Annotated in this window: 19 protein-coding genes and 2 pseudogenes; 10 read left to right on the top strand and 11 right to left on the bottom strand. The window is 60.1% G+C overall.

Annotation, left to right across the window (positions count from 1 at the left end):
* Nucleotide 1: 1 nt before the first annotated feature.
* Together hpxZ and OKW27_RS05590 are read left to right on the top strand one after the other, a co-directional pair.
* Nucleotides 2–400 carry an oxalurate catabolism protein HpxZ gene (gene hpxZ / locus OKW27_RS05595; RefSeq protein ID WP_429332858.1) on the top strand — a complete coding sequence of 133 codons (399 nt, stop codon included), beginning with the start codon at nucleotides 2–4 and terminating at the stop codon, nucleotides 398–400.
* An 85-nt stretch (nucleotides 401–485) separates the two neighbouring features.
* Nucleotides 486–1,223 (top strand): GntR family transcriptional regulator, encoded by a 738-nt coding sequence (locus OKW27_RS05590; RefSeq protein WP_260330550.1) that lies wholly within the window; start codon nucleotides 486–488, stop codon nucleotides 1,221–1,223.
* A 241-nt stretch (nucleotides 1,224–1,464) separates the two neighbouring features.
* On the opposite strand, the gene OKW27_RS05585 is transcribed toward OKW27_RS05590, so the two are convergent.
* Nucleotides 1,465–1,659, bottom strand: a complete 195-nt coding sequence (locus tag OKW27_RS05585; protein ID WP_184054110.1) for a hypothetical protein — start codon at nucleotides 1,657–1,659, stop codon at nucleotides 1,465–1,467.
* Between the two features lie 538 nt (nucleotides 1,660–2,197).
* On the opposite strand from OKW27_RS05585, the gene OKW27_RS05580 reads away from it, so the two are divergent.
* Nucleotides 2,198–2,668 carry a YbhB/YbcL family Raf kinase inhibitor-like protein gene (locus OKW27_RS05580; protein WP_090811205.1) on the top strand — a complete coding sequence of 157 codons (471 nt, stop codon included), beginning with the start codon at nucleotides 2,198–2,200 and terminating at the stop codon, nucleotides 2,666–2,668.
* 51 nt (nucleotides 2,669–2,719) lie between these two features.
* Nucleotides 2,720–2,818 (top strand): annotated as a pseudogene (locus tag OKW27_RS05575) (transposase); the annotation flags it as partial.
* 55 nt (nucleotides 2,819–2,873) lie between these two features.
* Here OKW27_RS05575 and OKW27_RS05570 read toward each other — a convergent pair.
* Nucleotides 2,874–5,615: a LuxR C-terminal-related transcriptional regulator gene (locus OKW27_RS05570; protein ID WP_429332789.1), complete on the bottom strand. Its 2,742-nt coding sequence runs from the start codon at nucleotides 5,613–5,615 to the stop codon at nucleotides 2,874–2,876.
* A gap of 169 nt (nucleotides 5,616–5,784) precedes the next feature.
* Here OKW27_RS05570 and OKW27_RS05565 point away from each other — a divergent pair, with 169 nt between their 5' ends.
* Nucleotides 5,785–6,486 (top strand): IS6 family transposase, encoded by a 702-nt coding sequence (locus tag OKW27_RS05565; protein ID WP_429332857.1) that lies wholly within the window; start codon nucleotides 5,785–5,787, stop codon nucleotides 6,484–6,486.
* Between the two features lie 116 nt (nucleotides 6,487–6,602).
* Nucleotides 6,603–6,668, top strand: a pseudogene (locus tag OKW27_RS05560) (hypothetical protein); the annotation flags it as partial.
* Nucleotides 6,669–6,712: 44 nt separating this feature from the next.
* Here the strand turns inward: OKW27_RS05560 and OKW27_RS05555 are convergent.
* From OKW27_RS05555 to OKW27_RS05540, 4 genes are read right to left on the bottom strand one after another with little or no spacing between them, the layout of a single operon-like run.
* Nucleotides 6,713–7,570 carry a metal ABC transporter permease gene (locus OKW27_RS05555; RefSeq protein WP_429332788.1) on the bottom strand — a complete coding sequence of 286 codons (858 nt, stop codon included), beginning with the start codon at nucleotides 7,568–7,570 and terminating at the stop codon, nucleotides 6,713–6,715.
* 17 nt (nucleotides 7,571–7,587) lie between these two features.
* Complete coding sequence (locus OKW27_RS05550) at nucleotides 7,588–8,499, bottom strand: metal ABC transporter permease (RefSeq protein ID WP_429332787.1); 912 nt, start codon at nucleotides 8,497–8,499, stop codon at nucleotides 7,588–7,590.
* Nucleotides 8,500–8,505: 6 nt separating this feature from the next.
* The gene (locus OKW27_RS05545) at nucleotides 8,506–9,327 is read right to left on the bottom strand and encodes a metal ABC transporter ATP-binding protein (protein ID WP_184059204.1); all 822 of its coding nucleotides are present in this window, start codon (nucleotides 9,325–9,327) and stop codon (nucleotides 8,506–8,508) included.
* Between the two features lie 5 nt (nucleotides 9,328–9,332).
* Nucleotides 9,333–10,349, bottom strand: coding sequence for a metal ABC transporter solute-binding protein, Zn/Mn family (locus tag OKW27_RS05540; RefSeq protein ID WP_429332786.1), 1,017 nt, complete (start codon nucleotides 10,347–10,349; stop codon nucleotides 9,333–9,335).
* Nucleotides 10,350–10,576: 227 nt separating this feature from the next.
* Here OKW27_RS05540 and OKW27_RS05535 point away from each other — a divergent pair, with 227 nt between their 5' ends.
* The 3 genes from OKW27_RS05535 to OKW27_RS05525 all read left to right on the top strand — a co-directional run bounded on the left by OKW27_RS05535 (nucleotide 10,577) and on the right by OKW27_RS05525 (nucleotide 13,330).
* Entirely contained in the window at nucleotides 10,577–11,584 is a 1,008-nt protein-coding gene (locus OKW27_RS05535; RefSeq protein ID WP_429332785.1) for a CobW family GTP-binding protein, read from the top strand.
* Between the two features lie 103 nt (nucleotides 11,585–11,687).
* Entirely contained in the window at nucleotides 11,688–12,878 is a 1,191-nt protein-coding gene (gene zigA, locus OKW27_RS05530) for a zinc metallochaperone GTPase ZigA (RefSeq protein ID WP_184071862.1), read from the top strand.
* Nucleotides 12,879–12,979: 101 nt separating this feature from the next.
* A complete protein-coding gene (locus OKW27_RS05525) occupies nucleotides 12,980–13,330 on the top strand; it encodes a hypothetical protein (protein ID WP_208524380.1) in 351 nt (116 codons plus the stop codon).
* Nucleotides 13,331–13,563: 233 nt separating this feature from the next.
* Here OKW27_RS05525 and OKW27_RS05520 read toward each other — a convergent pair whose 3' ends face one another.
* The 4 genes from OKW27_RS05520 to OKW27_RS05505 all read right to left on the bottom strand — a co-directional run bounded on the left by OKW27_RS05520 (nucleotide 13,564) and on the right by OKW27_RS05505 (nucleotide 16,802).
* Complete coding sequence (locus OKW27_RS05520; protein ID WP_429332784.1) at nucleotides 13,564–13,899, bottom strand: ArsR/SmtB family transcription factor; 336 nt, start codon at nucleotides 13,897–13,899, stop codon at nucleotides 13,564–13,566.
* A gap of 444 nt (nucleotides 13,900–14,343) precedes the next feature.
* Nucleotides 14,344–14,946 (bottom strand): DUF1326 domain-containing protein, encoded by a 603-nt coding sequence (locus OKW27_RS05515; RefSeq protein ID WP_184071866.1) that lies wholly within the window; start codon nucleotides 14,944–14,946, stop codon nucleotides 14,344–14,346.
* 238 nt (nucleotides 14,947–15,184) lie between these two features.
* On the bottom strand, nucleotides 15,185–15,466 hold the full coding sequence (locus OKW27_RS05510) for a CopD family protein (protein WP_429332783.1): 282 nt from the start codon (nucleotides 15,464–15,466) through the stop codon (nucleotides 15,185–15,187).
* A 733-nt stretch (nucleotides 15,467–16,199) separates the two neighbouring features.
* Nucleotides 16,200–16,802, bottom strand: a complete 603-nt coding sequence (locus OKW27_RS05505) for an SCO family protein (RefSeq protein WP_429332856.1) — start codon at nucleotides 16,800–16,802, stop codon at nucleotides 16,200–16,202.
* 186 nt (nucleotides 16,803–16,988) lie between these two features.
* On the opposite strand from OKW27_RS05505, the gene OKW27_RS05500 reads away from it, so the two are divergent.
* Nucleotides 16,989–17,711: an IS6 family transposase gene (locus OKW27_RS05500; RefSeq protein WP_429332855.1), complete on the top strand. Its 723-nt coding sequence runs from the start codon at nucleotides 16,989–16,991 to the stop codon at nucleotides 17,709–17,711.
* 81 nt (nucleotides 17,712–17,792) lie between these two features.
* Here OKW27_RS05500 and OKW27_RS05495 read toward each other — a convergent pair whose 3' ends face one another.
* Complete coding sequence (locus tag OKW27_RS05495) at nucleotides 17,793–18,827, bottom strand: PDDEXK nuclease domain-containing protein (protein WP_429332782.1); 1,035 nt, start codon at nucleotides 18,825–18,827, stop codon at nucleotides 17,793–17,795.
* Nucleotides 18,828–18,905 lie beyond the last annotated feature (78 nt).

The following is an 18,905-nucleotide window of genomic DNA, read 5'->3' as shown; positions in this document are numbered from 1 at the left end:
GATGGAAGTGAACCGGCCCGAGATCGTCGCGCAGGTCGCGGCAGCTTTCGAGGCTTACGAGCGAGCGCTGGTCGACAACGACGTCGAGACGATGAACGCCCTGTTCTGGGACGCACCCGAAACAGTGCGCTATGGCATCGCCGAAATCCAGCATGGTGGCGACGCGATCCTCCGCTGGCGGGAAACCTGCGTGCCGGTGCCCCCCTCGCGGCGCTTGCACCGCACCGTGGTGACGACGTTTGGCGGCGACTACGCGACGGTGAGCACTGAGTTCACGAGCGACACCACGCCTTTGACGGGCCGCCAGATGCAGACCTGGGCGCGGCTGCATGAGGCGAACGATATGTTCGGCGGCTGGACGATCGTGGCGGCGCACGTGAGCCTCATCGAGCCCGTTTAAGGGCGGATAATAGGGAGTTGGCCCCCGTCGCCCACCATTGCACCGACGCGCCGCACCACTCTCGACGTTTATCGATACCTGACTCATGGACGACTTGACCGAAGCCGCCGCCGAAGCACCCGCAGCATCCGGCACGAAGGTGACCTACAGCGCAAACCCCCTCGCCGAGCAGGTGTATCAGCTCATCAAGCAGGACATCTTCAGTTTTCGACTGTTTCCCGGCGACCGCTTTTCCGAAAACGACATTGCCCAACACCACGGCGTGTCGCGCACGCCGATGCGCGATGCGCTGTTCCGTCTCGCGCGCGAAGGCTATCTTGAGGTGGGGTTCCGGCGCGGCTGGAAAGTCTGCGATATCGACTTCAATCAACTCGACCAGTTGTATGACCTGCGCATCGTTCTCGAACTGGCGGCGCTCGAGCGGCTCTCGGGAGCGCCACACGATGCGATGGATGCGTTGCGAGCCGTATGGTGCGTTGACGAACGGGAACGCGAAAGCCGTCCGGCCACGATGTTCGTGCTCGACGAGGGCTTTCACCGCGGCCTCGTGAGTGCTGCCGGCAACAATGAGATGCTGCGCGTGCACAACGAAGTGACCGAGCGCATCCGCATCGTGCGGCGGCTCGATTTTCTCAAGGCGCATCGCACGAGCGCGACGTACGACGAGCATTCGGCGATGCTCCATCTCATCGATCGCGGCAAGTTTGGCGAGGCTGCCATCCTGCTGCGCGCTCACATTACGCAAAGCAAGCTCGAGGTGCGAAAGATCACGCTGTCGATGCTCGCGACTGCGCGCGACGAGAAGCTGCCCTTCGTCAGCTAGAGAGTGCCTTTCCGGGGCTTTGGTGCAACTATCTGGCGCGGTCTCCGGGCACAGCCTTCAGCCTTCATGTCTTCGAGGCGCCCTTCAAGGGGTAATCGTACTTTCCATGCGGAATTTGGCATTCCACCCCGGCGACTACGAGGAAGTCGAAGATCCGAGGGCTCGTCGGTACTTCGCGGTTCGTCGGTTGAGGCTAGCTGCTCGCTCGAGTCCCAGCCGACAGCCGGCAGGTTTCGACTTCTCAGTGAATGCGCGCGAGGTTACGAAGGAGCGAATCGCCGTCCTGCGTCACGCGAGGTCGCACTGCCCCGCCGGCAAGCCTCTCCATGGTGACGAGCTGACGTTCAAGCAGCGTATCGAGTTCTTCCCGCTCGGCAATGTGGTCAGCCGAATCCCTGACCAGCATCAATGTCGCAAATTCATGGGCGCTGAGCATGCTTGCCTCCTGATAGCTTGAGTAGGTGCTGTATGGATTGTGTTGGCTGAAGCACTCGCTTTTGACGTCGCCTGCCGATGGCGCGCTCGCTGCAATGGCGCGGGGAGTTGATGGTAGGGGGAGCGCAGCGGCGCGGCAATCCAGGGTCGTCCCGCATATTGGGTCGATTGGGGAGTGCCGCACTGCAACAGATGCGGTGGCGATCACGCAAAAACGGGTTTCGGCACGCTGGAGATCGGGAGGATCATTGACGTGGCCGTTCAGGCTGTAAACCGCCTTTTCGAGTTGAGCCAGTTCGGCCGCCAATGACTACAATTTAGGGATAGTCGCATTCCCCAAGGAGGCTGCCATGGCTCAATCAATGATCAGTTTTTGGGTTGGCCTTGTGGTTCTCGTTGTAGTTGCATCGGCCTTGTCCAGGCGCTACAGGCACGATCACCCGGGAGAGAGCCTGAGTCAGTGGCTCGACACGCATCATATGAGCTGGATGCATCGCAAGCATTAGCTGGCGGCGCGGGCTGACGCCGAGGAGCGCACCATGGCCTTCACCCTCACCTCACAAGCTTTCCACGAAGGAAGCGAGATTCCTCGGCGCTACACCTGCACGGGCGCGGACGTCTCCCCGCCGCTCTCGTGGTCCGGGGTACCCGCCAACGCGAAAAGCCTCGTGCTGATCGTCGACGACCCCGACGCGCCCGACCCGGCCGCGCCACGGATGACATGGGTCCACTGGGTGCTTTACAACATCCCGACGACGGCTCCTGGTGTTCAGGAGGGCGTCACTGCGGGCGCGCTTCCGGCAGGCACACTTGAAGGCACCAACGACTTCCATCGCACCACGTATGGCGGCCCATGCCCGCCCACTGGCCGTCATCGGTATTTCCATAAGCTCTACGCGCTCGACACCGTGCTGCCCGATCTTCACAAGCCCACAAAGGCGGCGTTGGAAAAGGCGATGCAAGGCCATGTCGTGGCGCACACCGAACTGCTCGGCACATTCAAGAAGTAACACGCAGACCCCTGGACGCTACTTGTCCGGGATTGTCGATTCCGCGTCGATGACAAGAAGCGCATCCAGCAGCTTGAGAAGGAATTGCAGCGCAAGGAGAAGGCGCTGGCCGAAGCGGCTGCGCTTGTGATTCTGAGAAAAAAGTCCAGGCGATCTGGGGACGTCCGCGCCGAATCTGGTGAGGGCTATTGCATATGGCTCGTCACTACATGGCCGCGCGGCCCTCTCCTACCCCAAGTCCAAAAACTCTCTGTACGGCGTCAATTCGCGAATTTACGTCGAGCTTTTCGAAGATATTTTTCAGATGCCACTTGACCGTCTCGGGTGCCAGTTTCAACGACCGGCCGATTTCCTTGTTCGAAAGACCGCGGGCAACGCACTCGAGTACCTCAAACTCCCTCGCACTAAGAACATCCGGTGACAGCGGCACGGCCTCAACATGCGCGGGCGACGCAGCCGGTGAATTGCCGAAGGCATCAAAAGCTGTAAGCAGCCTGTCGACATACGCCGTTTCTGCCGTAGGAACATTCGCTGAAGCCAAGCGAAATTGCTGTAGCAACGCGCGCACGGGTGGCCCCTCATCCACGAAGCTGTTAATCATGCCGCTCTGCCTTCCGAGCCGTAGCGCTCGTTCGAGCGCACCAAGCGCCTTTTCGGACGCTCCACATTGCGCGAGCGCGCATGAGAACAGCAAGGAAACCACAGCCTCCGAATAGCGCCTGCCCGTAGCAGCCAGAGTATCAAGCAAAGGTGTGAGAAGCGTGACGGCTTCATCTGCACGATCCCCGGCGATCAGTACGCGAGCCTGCAGGAGACAATAGCTCGTCCAGGTGTCTACCGCGCACCCAGTCCGCCCTTCGCACATCATTGGCACGCTCTTGCTCAGTTCGTCGGCGATCTGTCTCGCTTGAGCAACGTTGCCTTCTACAAGGAGCAATCTTACCGTTTCGGCATCCAGCGCCAACTTCAGACGTAGCCAGTGTCGGGTTACGGCGGCCTGTCGACCGTCTTCGAGAATAGCCAGCGCCGAACCCATCTCCCCGTCGCGCCACAGCAAGCGTGCTGCAGACAGTATATGGCGCATCAAACCAGTTAGCGGCGAGGTTTCCAGTGCAGCGGTCGTGCGGCCCGCGATCATCCTCCGCGCTTCAGGCAGTTCGTTGCACTCATAGTAGATCGCAGCAAGGCAACTGGCCGCCCAGGTTGCGCAGGATGACGAGTGGCCCCATGCTTTTTCGATGCGGTGGAACATCGCCTCAAAAATTCGCCTTGATTCAGACAGCTCGCCATGCATAAATGCAGCAACACCGAACGACGAGCGTCGAAACATATCCGAGTAGTCGGGCTCCTGACCCTGTTCAACTCGCTCGCCGACGGCGTCGCGTATTTCACGTATCTGGTCGAACCTACCCCTGTGCATCAAGCCGAAGAGCTGCGCGAATTGCGCACAGCGCTGCACCCACGGCGCTGTAGGCGCCATTGAGGCTTGAGCAGCACGCCCTAGTGCGAGCGCCCGCTCGCTTTCCTCCACCATGGTGGCGATCAGTGCGGTGACCGCGTTGATCTCCGCCAATGCCGCTTCCTCTACCATGCTGGTATCCTTGCGACGCCCGCGAAAGAATTCGTTGTTAACAGCAGCAACCTCCCTTGAGGCGGCGTCCGGCTGAATCGAGAACACGAGCGCCCATGCTTTCGTCAGGCGCAAACGAAGCCGTTTCTGGATGACATCCGGTGGCAGTTTTCCGATCCATCCTAGCAACGTGTTCAACTCACCGCGCTCGAGCATCTCCGTCGCACAGTTTTCAACCCACTGTGCCGCCTGCTCGAGTTCGCCTGCAGCCAAGGCATGTCTGACTGCCTCGGGCCAAAGACGTGCTCCTGCAAACCATTGGGACGCACGACGGTGCAGCAACGGGACGTGTTGCGGCATCTGGCGAAGAAGGCGCCGACGAAGTGCGTCGGACAGGAGCGCATGATAGCGGTACCAGTGCCGTGTTTCATCCAGCGGCCGGATGAACACGCTGTGCCGCTCGAGCCAGTCGAGTTCGCCCCCGCTTCCACTTCCCTTGCCCATGATGGCATCGCACAACTCAGGGGCGAGTCGTTCAAGAATCGACGTGTACAGCAGAAACTTCAGCATATGGAGCGGCAGATGTGCGAGCACGGTATCGTTCAGGTACGAATCGATTCCGGAGCTGACTCCGACCAGCGCACCGGCGACCTTGGCCGCATCGCCCACATCGCGTAGCGCAAGAGCAGCAAGTTGCAAGCCAGCGACCCACCCCTCCGTTGCCTCGTTCAGCAACTCAACACTGGTCCGGTCAAGCGGCACGGTGCCTGTCCGGTCAAAAAATGCCTGCGCATCGGCGATCGAAAAACGGAGATCGTCGACATCAATACGAACTAGTTCCTCTGGAGCTCGAAACTGACCAACTATCAAGGCCGGTTCACCTCGCACCCCGAGCAGGATATGCATGTTCTCGGGGGCATAGCGAAGCAGACGGGAAGTAATCGCAAGAACTGGTTTCGCAGTCAGACGGTCGGCGTCATCCAGCACGAGGAAAACGCGCCTGCCGGATGCAGCGATCCCGTTCAGGAGTAGTGAAATGACCGTTCTTATAGGAGTCAGCGGATCGTTATTAAGGATCTGTTGCGCTTGCGAGGCAATTTCCGTCGAGGCCCTGGCGAATGCGGCCACCAGGTAAGCGCAGAACTGCTGCGGATCATCGTCTTCTGCGTCGAGGCTGAGCCATGCAACAACATGCTTTCGCTGCGACAGCGCTTCACACCAACCAGCAAGCAATGTCGTCTTGCCGAACCCCGCCGGGGCGGTCACGACGGTGATGCTGCGAACCGGCTGCTTACGCAACCACTTAAGCAACACGGATCGTTGCACGCAGCCAGACGGAAGACGGGGCGGGAGCATCTTGGTCTGAATCAGCGACACGCTCCATGGGCGATCGGTACTGTCTGAAGACGCATGCATGTTTGTCCTCTACTGGCCCCCAATCGAGAAATAATAGCGCGAAATTATGCCAGCGCTATTGCTGCGACGGTTCTGTTGCAATGGCGGAAGCTGGGATGCTGCGGGACCTAACAGAATGATGTGGACGGCCATGAAGGCGCTGAGTCCGGCGGTAGCCGAAGTGCTGAAGCGGTTGCACTATCCGCTCGAGATAATGTTGGTGTGCGTGCGTTGGTACGTGGCCTACCCGCTGAGCTTGCGCAATCTCGAGGAGGTGATGGCCGAACGCGGGATCGCGGTCGATCATTCGACCGTGCATCGGTGGGCCATCAAGCTTCTGCCAGTGCTTGAAAAGACGTTCCGCCGCTGCGAGCGCCCGGTCGGCAAGAGCTGGCGGATGGACGAAACCTATGTGAAGGTCCGGGGCACATGGAAGTATCTTTACCGCGCCGTCGACAAGACCGGCAACACGGTTGATTTCCTGCTGCGAGCCAAGCGGGACAAGGAAGTGGTCCGACGGTACTTCGAGAAGGCCGTCGATCAGAATGGCGCGCCCGAAACCGTAACCATCGACAAAAGCGGTGCCAATCTGGCCGGGCTGCACGCCGTGAACGCCGAGCGTGAGACGCCCATCAAGATCCGCCAGGCCAAGTATCTCAACAATATCGTGGAACAAGACCATCGGGCGATCAAGCGACGTACCCGACCCATGTTGGGATTCAAGGATTTCAGTTCTGCCCGCATCTTGTTGAGTGGCATTGAACTCATGCATATGATCGCCAAGGGGCAGATGAGAGACTCCGGCAAACTCAAGCCATCGGCCGCCCGGCAATTCTACTCGCTGGCGATGTAAGCAATCCTTCTCACATCGCAATCGTCCGCCAAAATCGCCTTACCGCGACAGAACCGCTGAAACTGCGCATCGGGGGCACGGACTGCGCGTCTTGTGCATTGAAGATCGAGAACGCGATGAAGGGGCTGCCAGTCGTGTCCGACATCAACGTTAGCTACGGCCAGGAAAGCCTGACCCTCGCATTCGACGAGGACCGCACGTCGCTTGCCGCGATTGAGGCCAAGTCTCATGCGCTCGGCTTCACGCCGGTTGGCGGTCCCGTCAGTGAGCCGACTGGTGCCTCCGAGGCCGGCCGTTCGTCGTGGTGGCGCCCGAAGGCTCGTGCCCGGGTCCACACCTGCCCCACTCCGTAACAGGCGGCCCCAAGCATGCCAACGAAGAAACCGACTGGCCAGTTGGAGACATAGGAGAGGGCGATCGATGTCCACACCGTGACGAGCGAAATTCCAACCGACATGCATATCGCAAGAATCGGCCGGTCAGTCAGCGAGCGGGCCGCAGCCGCGGGTCCAATCATCAGGCTGAACACTAGCAGCGCGCCCACTACCGGGAGCGCCATTGCCGTCGCAAGCGCCAGGATGCTCATGAACGCAAGTTCCATCGCGCGGCTCGATACGCCTCTCGCCTTCGCCAGATCGGGCGATACCGAACTGAGCAGGAGTGGCCGGAAGAGCACAACCGCAACCGCAATCGAGAACCCGCTGATCGCGGCAACCGGCGCGAGATCGGTGTTGCTCACGCCCAGTACTTCGCCGAAGAGAAGGGCATAGACCGCTTGTGAATACCCGCTCGTCATGCTCAGGAACAGCGCCCCGAAGCCTAGCAGCGTGACGAGGCACAGGGCGGTTGCGACTTCGTGTCTTCCGCGCCGGCTCAGCCAACTGATTCCGATCACGCCGAGACCAGCGAAGACGATCAGGCCGAAGAGCGGATTGATACCGAGCAGGCTTGCCGCTGCAGCACCCGGAAAGGTGCCGAGCGGCAAGGCGTGCGCGGCGAACGAGGCGCCTCGAATCACCACGAAGAAACCGATGAATCCGGCGACCGCAGCCACGATGCTCGCCACGATCCACGTGTTGGTCATGAAACTGGAGAACATGGTCAGGCCTCACCCGGTTCACGGGCGTTCAGGGCGATCCGCGCGCCCGTTGGGGGCTTCCGTGCAGGTCCGGCGCGACCTGTGATGACATACAGGGCGAAGATAAGCGTCACCACGAAGAAGCTCACTGGCCAGCCGTGCCCGGGGGTCCAGTAGTAGCTGTCGTACGCGAGGAGGATGCCACCCCAGGTCGTGCCCAGGCCGATTAACGCGGACAGACCCGTGGCCCAGCCTGGCCGCTTTGCCACCCTCAAGGCGATCGCCGCCGGACCTATCAGGAGTGCGGTCGACAGGATGGCGCCGACCGTAATAGCTGATAGGGAAACGGCCAGCGCCAATACCAGCAGGTGCAGGAATCCGACCGTCCGTACCCGCACGCCCATGACCGCAGCCAGCTCTGGGTCAACGGAGCTGAGCAGCAAGGGACGATAAAGCACGCCCGCGGCAATCAACGCCCCCGTGCCCACCGCCAGTGCGAGCGGAATGATCGATGCCGGAATCGCGAACATTGATCCGAACATGACGGTGATCGCCGCTCCAGTCGTGCTTTTCGATGTCACGTCGAGGTAAAGAAACAGCGCGGCAAGGCCAAGCCCCGCGCCCAGCACGACGCCGGTCACAAGATCGCGCTCACGGGCGCGGCGCACCCGCACCAGTTCGATGCCGCCCGCTGCCATGACCGCCATGATGAGAAATCCCAGCAACGGGTTGATGCCGAGCAGGAACGACGCAGCACCGCCCGCGCTGCTCACATCGGCCAGCGCGTGGCCGGCGAAGGACTGGCTCCTCATGACGGTGAATACGCCAATTACGCCGGACACGACTGCGGCGCCGCCGCCGACTACCATCGCGGTATGCACCGGTTCGCTGCTAAAGAAGCCCGGTTCAAAGATGAGGGTGAGCAGGGAATCCATCTTGAATCAGGGAACCTGCACAATGTGGGCGGGGTCTCGCCGAACGGCGGCAAGCATTTCGGCCTCGGTGCCGGCGGCAATCACCAGCACGCGGCCGTGCACGCGGACGACATCGATGTGATAGCCGTACAGTCTGCTCAGGACCTCGGTACGCACCACTTCGTCCGTCGCCCCGCTCGCTGCGTGGCCATTGGCGAGGTAGACGATCCGGTCCATCACCGGCAGCAAGGGATTCATGTCATGCGCCGAAAGCAGGACCGCAAGCCCGTGCTCGACGCTCAGGCGGCGCAACAGCGCGACAATTTCGGCGACGCTGCGCATGTCGAGGTTGGCCAGAGGTTCGTCCAGCAACAGCAGCCGCGGACGGCGAACCAGAGCGTGTGCGATCAGTACCCGCTGCTGCTGGCCTCCGGACAGTTCCCCGATGCGCTGGTCCGCGAAAGGCTCTGCATCCACGGCTTTGAGCATCCCGTCGACCGCCTCGCGGCGTTTTTTCGACGGTAACGGCAAGCCGAGCCTGTGGCCCTCGAGGCCGAGCGACACCAGATCCCGCGCACGCATCGGGAGGTAGGGGTCGAGCGCGATCTTCTGCGGGACGTAACCCACCGAGGTCAGGCTGCGCGCACCATTGATCCTGATGCTACCTGCACTCGCTACCTGGAAGCCGAGGATCGTACGCAGCAGCGTGGTCTTGCCCGAACCGTTCGAACCGATAAGGCCGCAGAACTCTCCCGCTTCCAGACTGAAACTCACCTCATGTAGCACGCTGTGCCCCGGGAAAGAGACGCTCACCCGGTCGACCGCAAGGACCTCGTTGCCAGGGCACATGCCGCTCACTGCACAGCCTGCAAGGTTTCGGTGGACACTTTGGAAGTCACTGCCTTTTCCAGCGCATTGACTTCCGCCAGCATCCACGACTGGTAAGTAAAGCCGGGGGTTGGCATGGTCTCGTAGACGCCGACCACCGGAATACCATTTTTCCTGGCCAGATTGAGGAACGATTGTGTGAGCGCATCCGTGACCTGCTGGTTGTAGACGAACACCTTGACCTTGTGGTCCGTGAACAGGCCGTTCTGTTTCGTCACGTCCTGCGGAGAGGGATCGGTGCCGTTCATAATCGCCGCCTGCAGGCTGAAGGGTGTGGCGATATCGGTGCCGACCGCTTCGAGCATGTAGTTGGCGACCGGCTCCGTCACCGCGACAGGCGTTTTCGCGTAGTGCGCCTTGAACGATGCAATTGCAGCCAGCCACGGCTTGAGTGATGCGTCGAACTTCTTCACGTTGGCTTGAAAGTAGGCTGCCTGCGCAGGGTTCAATGCGGAAAGGTCCGCTGCCACTGCCTTCGCAACCGCCGGCATGGTTTTCGGGTCGTACCAGAGATGCGGGTTCGGCGTGCTGTCGGGCAGGCCGAGCAGGTGTTGGGCGTCAATGACCTTGCGTTTGTTGTTGGGCGCGGCTGCGATGATCTTGTCGGCCCAGGCGTCGTATCCCACGCCGTTCTTGACGATCAGATCGGCGGAAGCAAGCTGCGCTGCCACCTTCGGGTTGACCTCGAACGTGTGTGGATCCGTATTGGGATCCGTTTCGATCGCGCTCACCTGAACGTACTTGCCGCCGATCTGGGCGATGACGTCGGCGTACTCGTTTTCGACACCGATGGCGTTGATTACACCGGCCGCTGCTGATGCCGCCATGGCGCTTCCCTGATGCACGGCAAGCAGTACCAATGCAGCCGAAAGGCTACCGATGGGCTTTAGTGCGGCGCGCCAAACAAACCGGTCTGGCTGTCCTGAACTCCAGGATGCGCGGTGCTGAACGGAGTTGCAAAGCCTGGCGGCGATTTTTTTCATTGGCGTTCCTGGCACGAAAAATAACAATCCGATAGGATTAGATACGTTATAACATAACACTGGCGGTGTCCAGCGTTCCCAGCAGACAGACTGGCCGTCCCGGAGCGTGGCATCAGCGAAGCGGGCTGTCACCGCATGGGGGCATCTCGACCGTAACCATTTGCTCAGCGCCCGGGCACCTCGACGGGCGAACATGCTTGAGCGCGTGCCGCTCACAGGAGAATGCAATGCAAGATGCAACCGGCTTCCAGCGTATCCCGACGACCATCCTGACCGGCTTCCTCGGCGCCGGAAAAACGACCTTGCTCAACCGCATCCTGACCGAGCATCACGGCGGACGCGTTGCGGTCATCGAAAACGAGTTCGGCGAAGCGGGCATCGACAACGAATTGCTGGTGCAGGACGGTAACGAGCAGATTGTCGAAATGAACAACGGCTGTATCTGTTGTACGGTGCGTGGCGACCTGGTGCGCATTCTTTCGACGCTCGCCGCGCGACGGGAGACAGGAGAACTCGCATTCGAGCGGGTCATCATCGAGACAACGGGACTTGCCGATCCGGCGCCCGTCGCGCAAACGTTCTTTGTTGACGATGTCGTGCAGGAGAAATACCTGCTCGACGCCATCGTGACGGTGGTCGACGCACGGCATGGCGGCGAGCAGCTCGACGAACATCACGAAGCGCAGGAGCAGGTCGGATTCGCGGACCGTATCCTCGTATCCAAGGTGGACCTCGTTGGCGAAGAGCAGGCGCAGCAACTGATGCGCCGGTTGCGGCAGATGAACCCGCGCGCGACGATCAGGCCGGCACATTTTGGCGAGACGGACCTGAAGCAACTGCTCGACATCCGCAGCTTCAGTCTGGATGCCATTGTCGACATCGAGCCCGATTTCCTTGAAGACGTTTCGCACGAGCATGACGACGATGTGACGTCCTTCGTCTACCGCACTACTGCGCCTCTGGATCGGGACAAGCTCGAGGCGTTCTTCAGCGCCACGGTTGCGATCTATGGTGCCGCGATGCTGCGCTACAAGGGTGTGCTGAACCTGGCGGGTGTCGACCGTCGCGCAGTGTTCCAGGGCGTACATATGATTTTTGGCGCGGATATCGGTAAGTCCTGGGGCGCGAATGAAACGCGCGAAACCCGGATTGTTTTCATCGGCAAACAGTTGCCACATGACCTTATCAAGGCGGGCCTCGACAACTGTATGGTTGGCGAAGTCCTGCAGAACTGACACGAAGGATCGCGCCTGCTTGCCGCGCACCCGCCTCGGCCAGCAGGCTGGCCGTGTCGATTCATGCGATCTTCTTCACCACGTTTGAGGCTCCACTTTTCCCATGCACAAGCTCCCCGTCACCGTACTGTCCGGCTTTCTCGGCGCGGGCAAGACCTCGCTCCTGAACCACGTCCTGAATAACCGCGAAGGCAAGCGGGTGGCCGTAATCGTGAACGATATGTCGGAAGTCAACATCGACGCTCAGCTGATTCGTGACGGCGGCAGCCAGCTCTCGCACATCGACGAAAAGCTCGTCGAAATGAGCAATGGTTGCATTTGCTGCACATTGCGCGAGGATCTGCTGATCGAGATCCAGCGGCTCGCGCGGGAGAAGCGCTTCGACTATCTGCTGATCGAATCCACGGGCATATCCGAGCCCTTGCCGGTGGCGGAAACCTTCACGTTTCGCGACGAACAAGGTCACAGCCTCTCGGATATCTCTCGCCTGGACACGATGGTGACGGTCGTCGACGCCTATAACTTTGTGCGCGACTACGGTTCCCACGACTTCCTGGCGGATCGCGGCGAAACGATGGGTGGGGAAGACCGCCGCACCGTGGTCGATCTGCTGACCGAGCAGATCGAGTTCTGCGACGTGATCGTGCTGAACAAGACGGACCTTGTGAGCGCAAGCGAGTTGGAGTTGCTCAAAGGCGTGCTGCGAGTGCTGAACGCCCGCGCGAAGATCGTCGAAAGCCGCTTTGGCCAGGTGCCGATCGGGCAGGTTCTCGATACCGGCCTGTTCGACTTCGAAGCCGCTGCGCAAGCGCCTGGGTGGCTCAAGGAGATGCGCGGCGAACACATTCCCGAAAGCGAACAATATGGCATCACCAGCTTCGTCTACCGCGCGCGCCGTCCGTTTCATCCGCAGCGTTTCTTCGACTGGATTCAGAGCGAGTGGCCGGGCGTCGTGCGCTCGAAGGGGTACTTCTGGCTGGCCTCGCGCAACCATGCAGTCGGCGAATGGTCGCAAGCCGGCGCGGTCTCGCGTCACGGACGCGCCGGGACCTGGTGGGCGGCCGTGCCCAGGCACGCCTGGCCGCAGGAGCCCGAAGCACAGGCTATCATCCGAAGCCGCTGGCATGAGCGTTTCGGGGATCGTCAACAGGAGCTGGTTCTGATCGGCACCGGAATGGACGAGGCAGCCTTGCGCGCGTCCTTTGATGCCTGCCTGCTAAGCGAGGACGAACTGGCCCGTGATGAAGTCGCGTGGCACAAATTTACCGACCCGTTCCCTGAGTGGACGCAGTAAGGTGTGTCCACCCGGGCAGTAACCTGGCACCATGCATACTCAATCGTATTGAGGTACTTCGCCTGCCTGGCGCCAGGCACTCAGGCGAGCTCGACCGGGCCGTGGTCGTCGCAATGATCGCCGTGCGGATGGTGCAGGTGGCCGTTGACCAGGTAGTCGACGTGATCGCCATGCGGTACCGCTTCGTGGCCGCATGCCGGCCCGTGGACATGTCCCGACTCATGACCGCCGCAGTTCGAAGTACATTGATCCGGATTTTTTGCGCTCACCTCCAGCCGGTGTTCGTCCACGTGATCGCCATGGGGATGGTGCAAGTGGCCATCGTGCAGATAGTCAGTGTGATCGCCATGCCTGATCGCAGTGTGTCCGCAGTTCGGACCATGCTGATGGTCATGATGGGCATGATGCGGTTCGTTGCAGGTGCTCATAGCGGTGCTCCTCGACTCACGTGATAGTGAACGCATGACGTGGGCTTCGCGGCGTGCCCCCAAATGGGCAACGGTTAATCCGGCCAGATGTTAAAGCGATCCTCCTTACGCACGCCGAAGTCAACGCCCCTTTTTTCCGTCTAGATGATGCCATACCCCCGATGAAGTCAACGCGTCTATGCTTTAATTAACCGGCGCGGTGGGTTCGATAGCCGCAAAACATCGGGGCTTGCCTTGCAGGTCAGTTGCAAAACGCGTCATTCCTCCTTCGGTGGCTCATCAAATTCGGATGGCGGATGCTCACACTCGTGTTCAGCCACGTCGCTGATGACACGCTTTACGTGCTCGTCAGTTGCTACACAGAAAATCTGTTTTCCGCACCGATCGGCGCGCAGCACCCGGGCTGCTCGCAAAAGCCGCAGGTGATGGCTGACGAGCGTTTGCGCCAAGCCATATTTTGCCGCGATGTAGGAAACGCACATCGGCACGCGAAGGCATGCTGCAATTATTTTCAGGCGGGTCGGATCGCCCATCTGCCGGAACATCTTTACCCGTTCCGCGACCTGGTCGTCGGTCAACTCGGATGCCTGCATTTTTGCATTCCAAAGAGTCACGTCGCCAACAGATGACGCACCGCCGCATGCACGGAAATGCCACGGTTGCCCGTCTCCTGCCAGGGGCCATCGGGATATCGAAGTCGACCAATGGTTCTCGACACATTAACGTGGCCGGAACCCAGGCGCGACGAAAAGGCTATGTACGAAGGGTCAAATGGGGCGATTAGCTATCCGCAACCGAGCGATGGCGGCTGCACCATCAAGATAGCCCTTCCATCGGAGCCAGGTCGAACGGCCGCGACGGGTTGGCGGATTCAACCGGTATGGTTCAGATAGCGTGAATACGGTCCTTCATCCAATCCCCACAGTGCCAGCCAGGCCGAAAGCACCGGCCCGGCTAGCAATGGCGGAAAAAGCCCTGAGCGCGAAGCGGACTTGAAGCGGACTTCATCGCGAGGCTCGGTGGCCGTTGGAGGAGAGTCAGGCCTGGAAGTTGAAATGGCCTTGGGTGGCGTTATGACCCGTCAGGTTGAGGTCGACCTTGAGCAGAGGGTTTTTCATCCGGTAAGCGCTCGCTTTGCTGATGATCGCCGGGGAGCATGGTGTCGTCGAGATGGAATTACCGAGAAGCACCGCGGGGGCGCCGCTCGGACTCCAGTACGGCTCGAGTTCCGCATGAATGTCCACGCCAATATCGAGTTTGCCTTTACCGCCCTGAAGGTCGAAGATAATGGGCGCGCGCTCGATCGAGACGATTTTTCCATACATATGGGCGAAGTCGGCCAGCGGGCCGCCGCGCTCGCCCCGGTAGACGCTGGAGAGCGCCTCAAACTGGACATCGGTGGCCCGGTCATCGATGTACACGGCTACCTGCCAGTTGCCCTGCAGGATATTGCCAGGAATGAAGGTGGCACAGGCCACCGTCAATCCAGAGACCTCAATGTCATCGATCGAGCCCTTGTCGAAGTGGTGGGCGATCGCGGCGCAACAGCTGCCATTGTCGGCGTCCTCACCTATGCAGCAAGGGCAAAGTACGTTGCAATTACACACTTCCAGAATACTGCCGTCGAGTTTGTAGCTCACGTTAGCCTCCTTGCGCCTTTACACGCCTCGCGCCGTCACCTCGCCTTCAACGGCTACTGGCATCAAGAATAGACCATTGATGCTGGCCTGAAAGGCGCGGATTCACACTACGGGCGTTCATTGGCGCGAACTGCCGGCTCTCGATCATTAGTGAGCCTGATCCACGTTCGTCGAAGCGACGGACTGTCGGGGTTCGGATACCCGGGTGATGCGAGCGATGGCTCTAACGTAACCAGGCCTATTCGCCCGAGGGCGCCGTGTGGCCAAGCACGCCGGCGGCCGCCAGTACCGCCAGCATGGCGACGGCTTCGACGGCCAGCAGACGGTCGAAGCCGCGTTGCGCGTCAGGGTAAGCGGGACCGCCATCTGCCGTCGCGGCCTGCGAGCGCGGCAAGTGGATCATCCGGTTGTAGCCGCCCAGCGGCACCGCCAGGGTGACGCACACGAACTTAAACGCGAGCGGGCGTCCATACGGTACGCTGAGTAACGGGGCAGTGAGGTGGGCCGTATCCTGCGTCACGTTATAAATGGGCTCCGTATGGCAGCAGGCCGAGACTGCCCGGTGCGGACAAAACGACTGAAAGTGACGTTCGCGAACGTCACTTGTTGGCCGGCGGATTCACGTAGCGTCGCTCGCAGCATCTGAAGCACGCGGCGCATATTCTTCTCACACGATGCTGTGTCCGGCCAGCAGCCGATCACGTCAGGAAAAAGTATGCCTGCTTCTTCCTGGTGACCGGACGCCAACGCGGCACGAGCCAATCGCAATGATCGCGTGCCTGGCGCGTCCCGGTGGGCCTGTTGGTCAACCTGGCGAGCGCGTGGCTGCTCGGCGACCATCACGGGCATGGTTACGAAGACGAGGCGCAGAAGATCTTCGCTCCGTCCGGTGTGTTTGCCGTTTCCATCTTCGAAGATGGCATCATGCGGTGCTCCGGCGCTTTAAGGGGTTGTCCCATGTCACGGTCGAGGTCCAGCCTGCTCAAGCGGTGGCGTGATCCACGATGCTACTGGCGCCACACACTTGTATGCCAGGAAACCTTGCGTTGAGCGTGCATAGGGATTCTGGTCGTAGCCGGTTATTGACCAGCTGAACGCGGTGGTATGCGTGGAACTTCGGGCGGCGACAACAAGCGCTCCCCCGGGCGAATCTGGCCGGAATCTCCGACGTACGTTCGACTCTATCTGTTGAAAACACCGTGGGTGCGCGGGCTCGTTCGCGGCCTCTTCAGCACCGTCGCGGGCGCCTGTCGTCAGGTCTCGTCGGCCAATTGACGCAGATCGTGCACAAATGCGTCGACCGGATCGTCGTCCGCACCGACCAGGCGCGCGTGCCCTTTCGCATCGAATATGTAGATCGCCGAGCTATGGGTTACCTCGTATCCACCGTTCGCGCGGGGCTTGTCAGCCTGGTACGCGACGCGATAGCGTTGCGCGAGCGCCTTGATCGCGCTCTCGGAACCGGTCAGGCCGACGTCGTGCTTTGCGTCAAACGCATCGACATACGCATGCATCACTGCGGGCGTGTCCCGCGCCGGGTCGACACTCACGAACAGGACCTTCACATGCTGTGCGGCGCCGCCAAGTTGATGCGTCACTTGGGCCAGTTTGGCCAGCGTCTCCGGGCATACGTCCGGGCAATGCGTGTAGCCGAAGTAGACGAGTGTGACATCACCTGCCAGGTTCGCCTGGCTAATCTGCTTGCCGGCGTCGGAGGTCAGCGCGAAATCCAGATCGGGCAAATGCCCCTGGACGTCCGTGAGCTTCCATGGCTCTTCATGGTGGCAGGCGGCAAGTGAAACAGAGAGCGTTGCGCCGACAACGAGACGCACACAGCGATCAAAGAATGGGGGCATGGATTGGTGCGGCATTGCCGTCGCAAAGATCAGGATTGGGAAGTACAGTCTATTGCGGAGAGCTTTCATTCGTCTGCCCACGTAGTGCCTCATCCGCTTTTCAACTCTCAACGACAAGGCTCCATTCGAGGTTTTGTCGCATTAACGCGGTCAAGTAAAATGCGTCGACCGCAACGCATGACAACCATGATGGCAAAGACGAAGACGCCGCGCAAGACGCTGCCCGCTGGCATTGGCAAGGTACTGAAGCGGCTGCACTACCCGCTGGACGTGATCCTGCTGTGCGTGCGGTGGTACGTGGCGTACTCACTGAGCCTACGTAACCTCGAGGAAATGATGGCTGAGCGGGGTATTGAGGTGGATCATTCGAGCGTGCACCGGTGGGTTATCAAGCTGCTGCCGGTGCTTGAAAAAGCATTCCGCCAACGCAAACGGCCTGTGGGCAAAAGCTGGCGCGTCGATGAGACCTACGTCAAGGTCAAAGGCAACTGGAAATACTTGTACCGTGCCGTCGACAAGGCGGGCAACACTGTCGATTTCCTGCTGCGCGCCCATCGCGATAAGGCTGCAGCTCGCCGCTACTTCGAGAAAACGATTGAGCAGAACGGCGAGCCCGAGACAATTACCGTGGACAGGAGCGGCACCAACCTGGCTGCGCTTGAAGCGCTCAATGCCGTGCGTTTAACACCGATCAAGGTCCGTCAAAACAAATACCTGAACAACGTCGTCGAGCAGGATCACCGTGCCATTAAACGCATCATCAAACCGATGCTGGGGTTCAAGGAATTCCGCTGTGCGCGCATCATCCTGTCTGGCATAGAGATCGCGCACATGAACCGCAAGGGGCAGATGTGTGACGACGGCGTCGCCTCGACTGCAGCCGAGCAATTCTATTCTTTGGCAGCGTGAGTAGTCCTACTCATATCAGCTTTTGCTCAAGCTGCGATTGTTATCGCGACAGAACCCAGTCGCCGGATCCTGGCGATCGAATCATTCGCGCCGCTTGTCCTGGAGCCGTGATCTTGCGGCTTCAATTGACTGGTGCAATTTCGCCTGTAACTGCTCTCGTGGCGGCAGCACAGTCAGATACTCTGCGACATGGATACCGCTTTTATCGAGTTCGAGCAGCTCGATCTGCTCCTGCTTCTTGCCTGCACACAGGATAATGCCGAGCGGCGGTTCCTCGTCTGGCTCCTGTTCATGTTTCGCGAGCCAGCGCAAATAAAGCTCCATCTGACTCTTGTATTCGGCCTTGAACGCGCCCAGCTTGAGTTCGATTGCAACAAGCCTTCGAAGCTTGCGGTTGTAAAAGAGAAGATCAATGTAAAAATCGTCGTGATCAATCAGCAAGCGTTTCTGACGAGCCACAAACGTGAAACCAGCACCAAGTTCGAGAAGGAACTGCTCCATCTCTCGCAGGATCGCATCCTCCAGATCCTTTTCGAGGTAGTGATCGTTGAGACCAAGAAAATCCAGCACATACGGGTCCTTCAGCAACGCGTCGGGAGGCACACGTCGTTCGTCCCTCAGCATCGCGAGATCCCGCCGGATTGCGTCTTCGGGTTTCCGCGAGATTGCACTGCGCTCAAAAAGCATTGAGTCGATGCGCTCCTGCAACTGCCGCGTGGACCAGCGTTCGACACAGGCAAGCTCAATATAAAAATCACGCTTCACCGGGTCGTCGATGTAGATCAGCGTCTTCAGGTGCGTCCAGCTCAATTCTCTCCGCACTGCGGAGACAATCGCTTCGTCGGCAAAAACCTCCGCAAGACGCATGCAGTGGCGCAACTGCTTGTCGCTCCAGCCGCGCCCGTATTCGGCGGTAAGCTGACGCGCCAACGATCCGATCACCTGTTGCCCGTACTCCGCGCGGGCGCCTCGCAATACCTCTGCCTCAATACGATGCCCCACCTGCCAGTACAGCAGTGTCAGTTCTGCATTGATCGCAACGGCGGCCCGTTCGCGCGCCGAATCGATCAGCTGTCGGACTTCGTCAAGCAAGGAGGAAGGCGTAAGGTCGTTCATACTTTCATGCTCAGGTGTGCGGCTACCGCCGCGTTAAAACTGCCCGCGGACGGCCCAATCTGTCTTCAAACCCGTCAC

The sequence above is a fragment of the Paraburkholderia sp. 35.1 genome, from assembly GCF_050436525.1.
GTDB classification, from domain to species: Bacteria; Pseudomonadota; Gammaproteobacteria; order Burkholderiales; family Burkholderiaceae; genus Paraburkholderia; species Paraburkholderia tuberum.
Note: the sequence above shows the minus strand (reverse complement) of the source record. Positions and strands in the feature narration are given on the sequence as shown.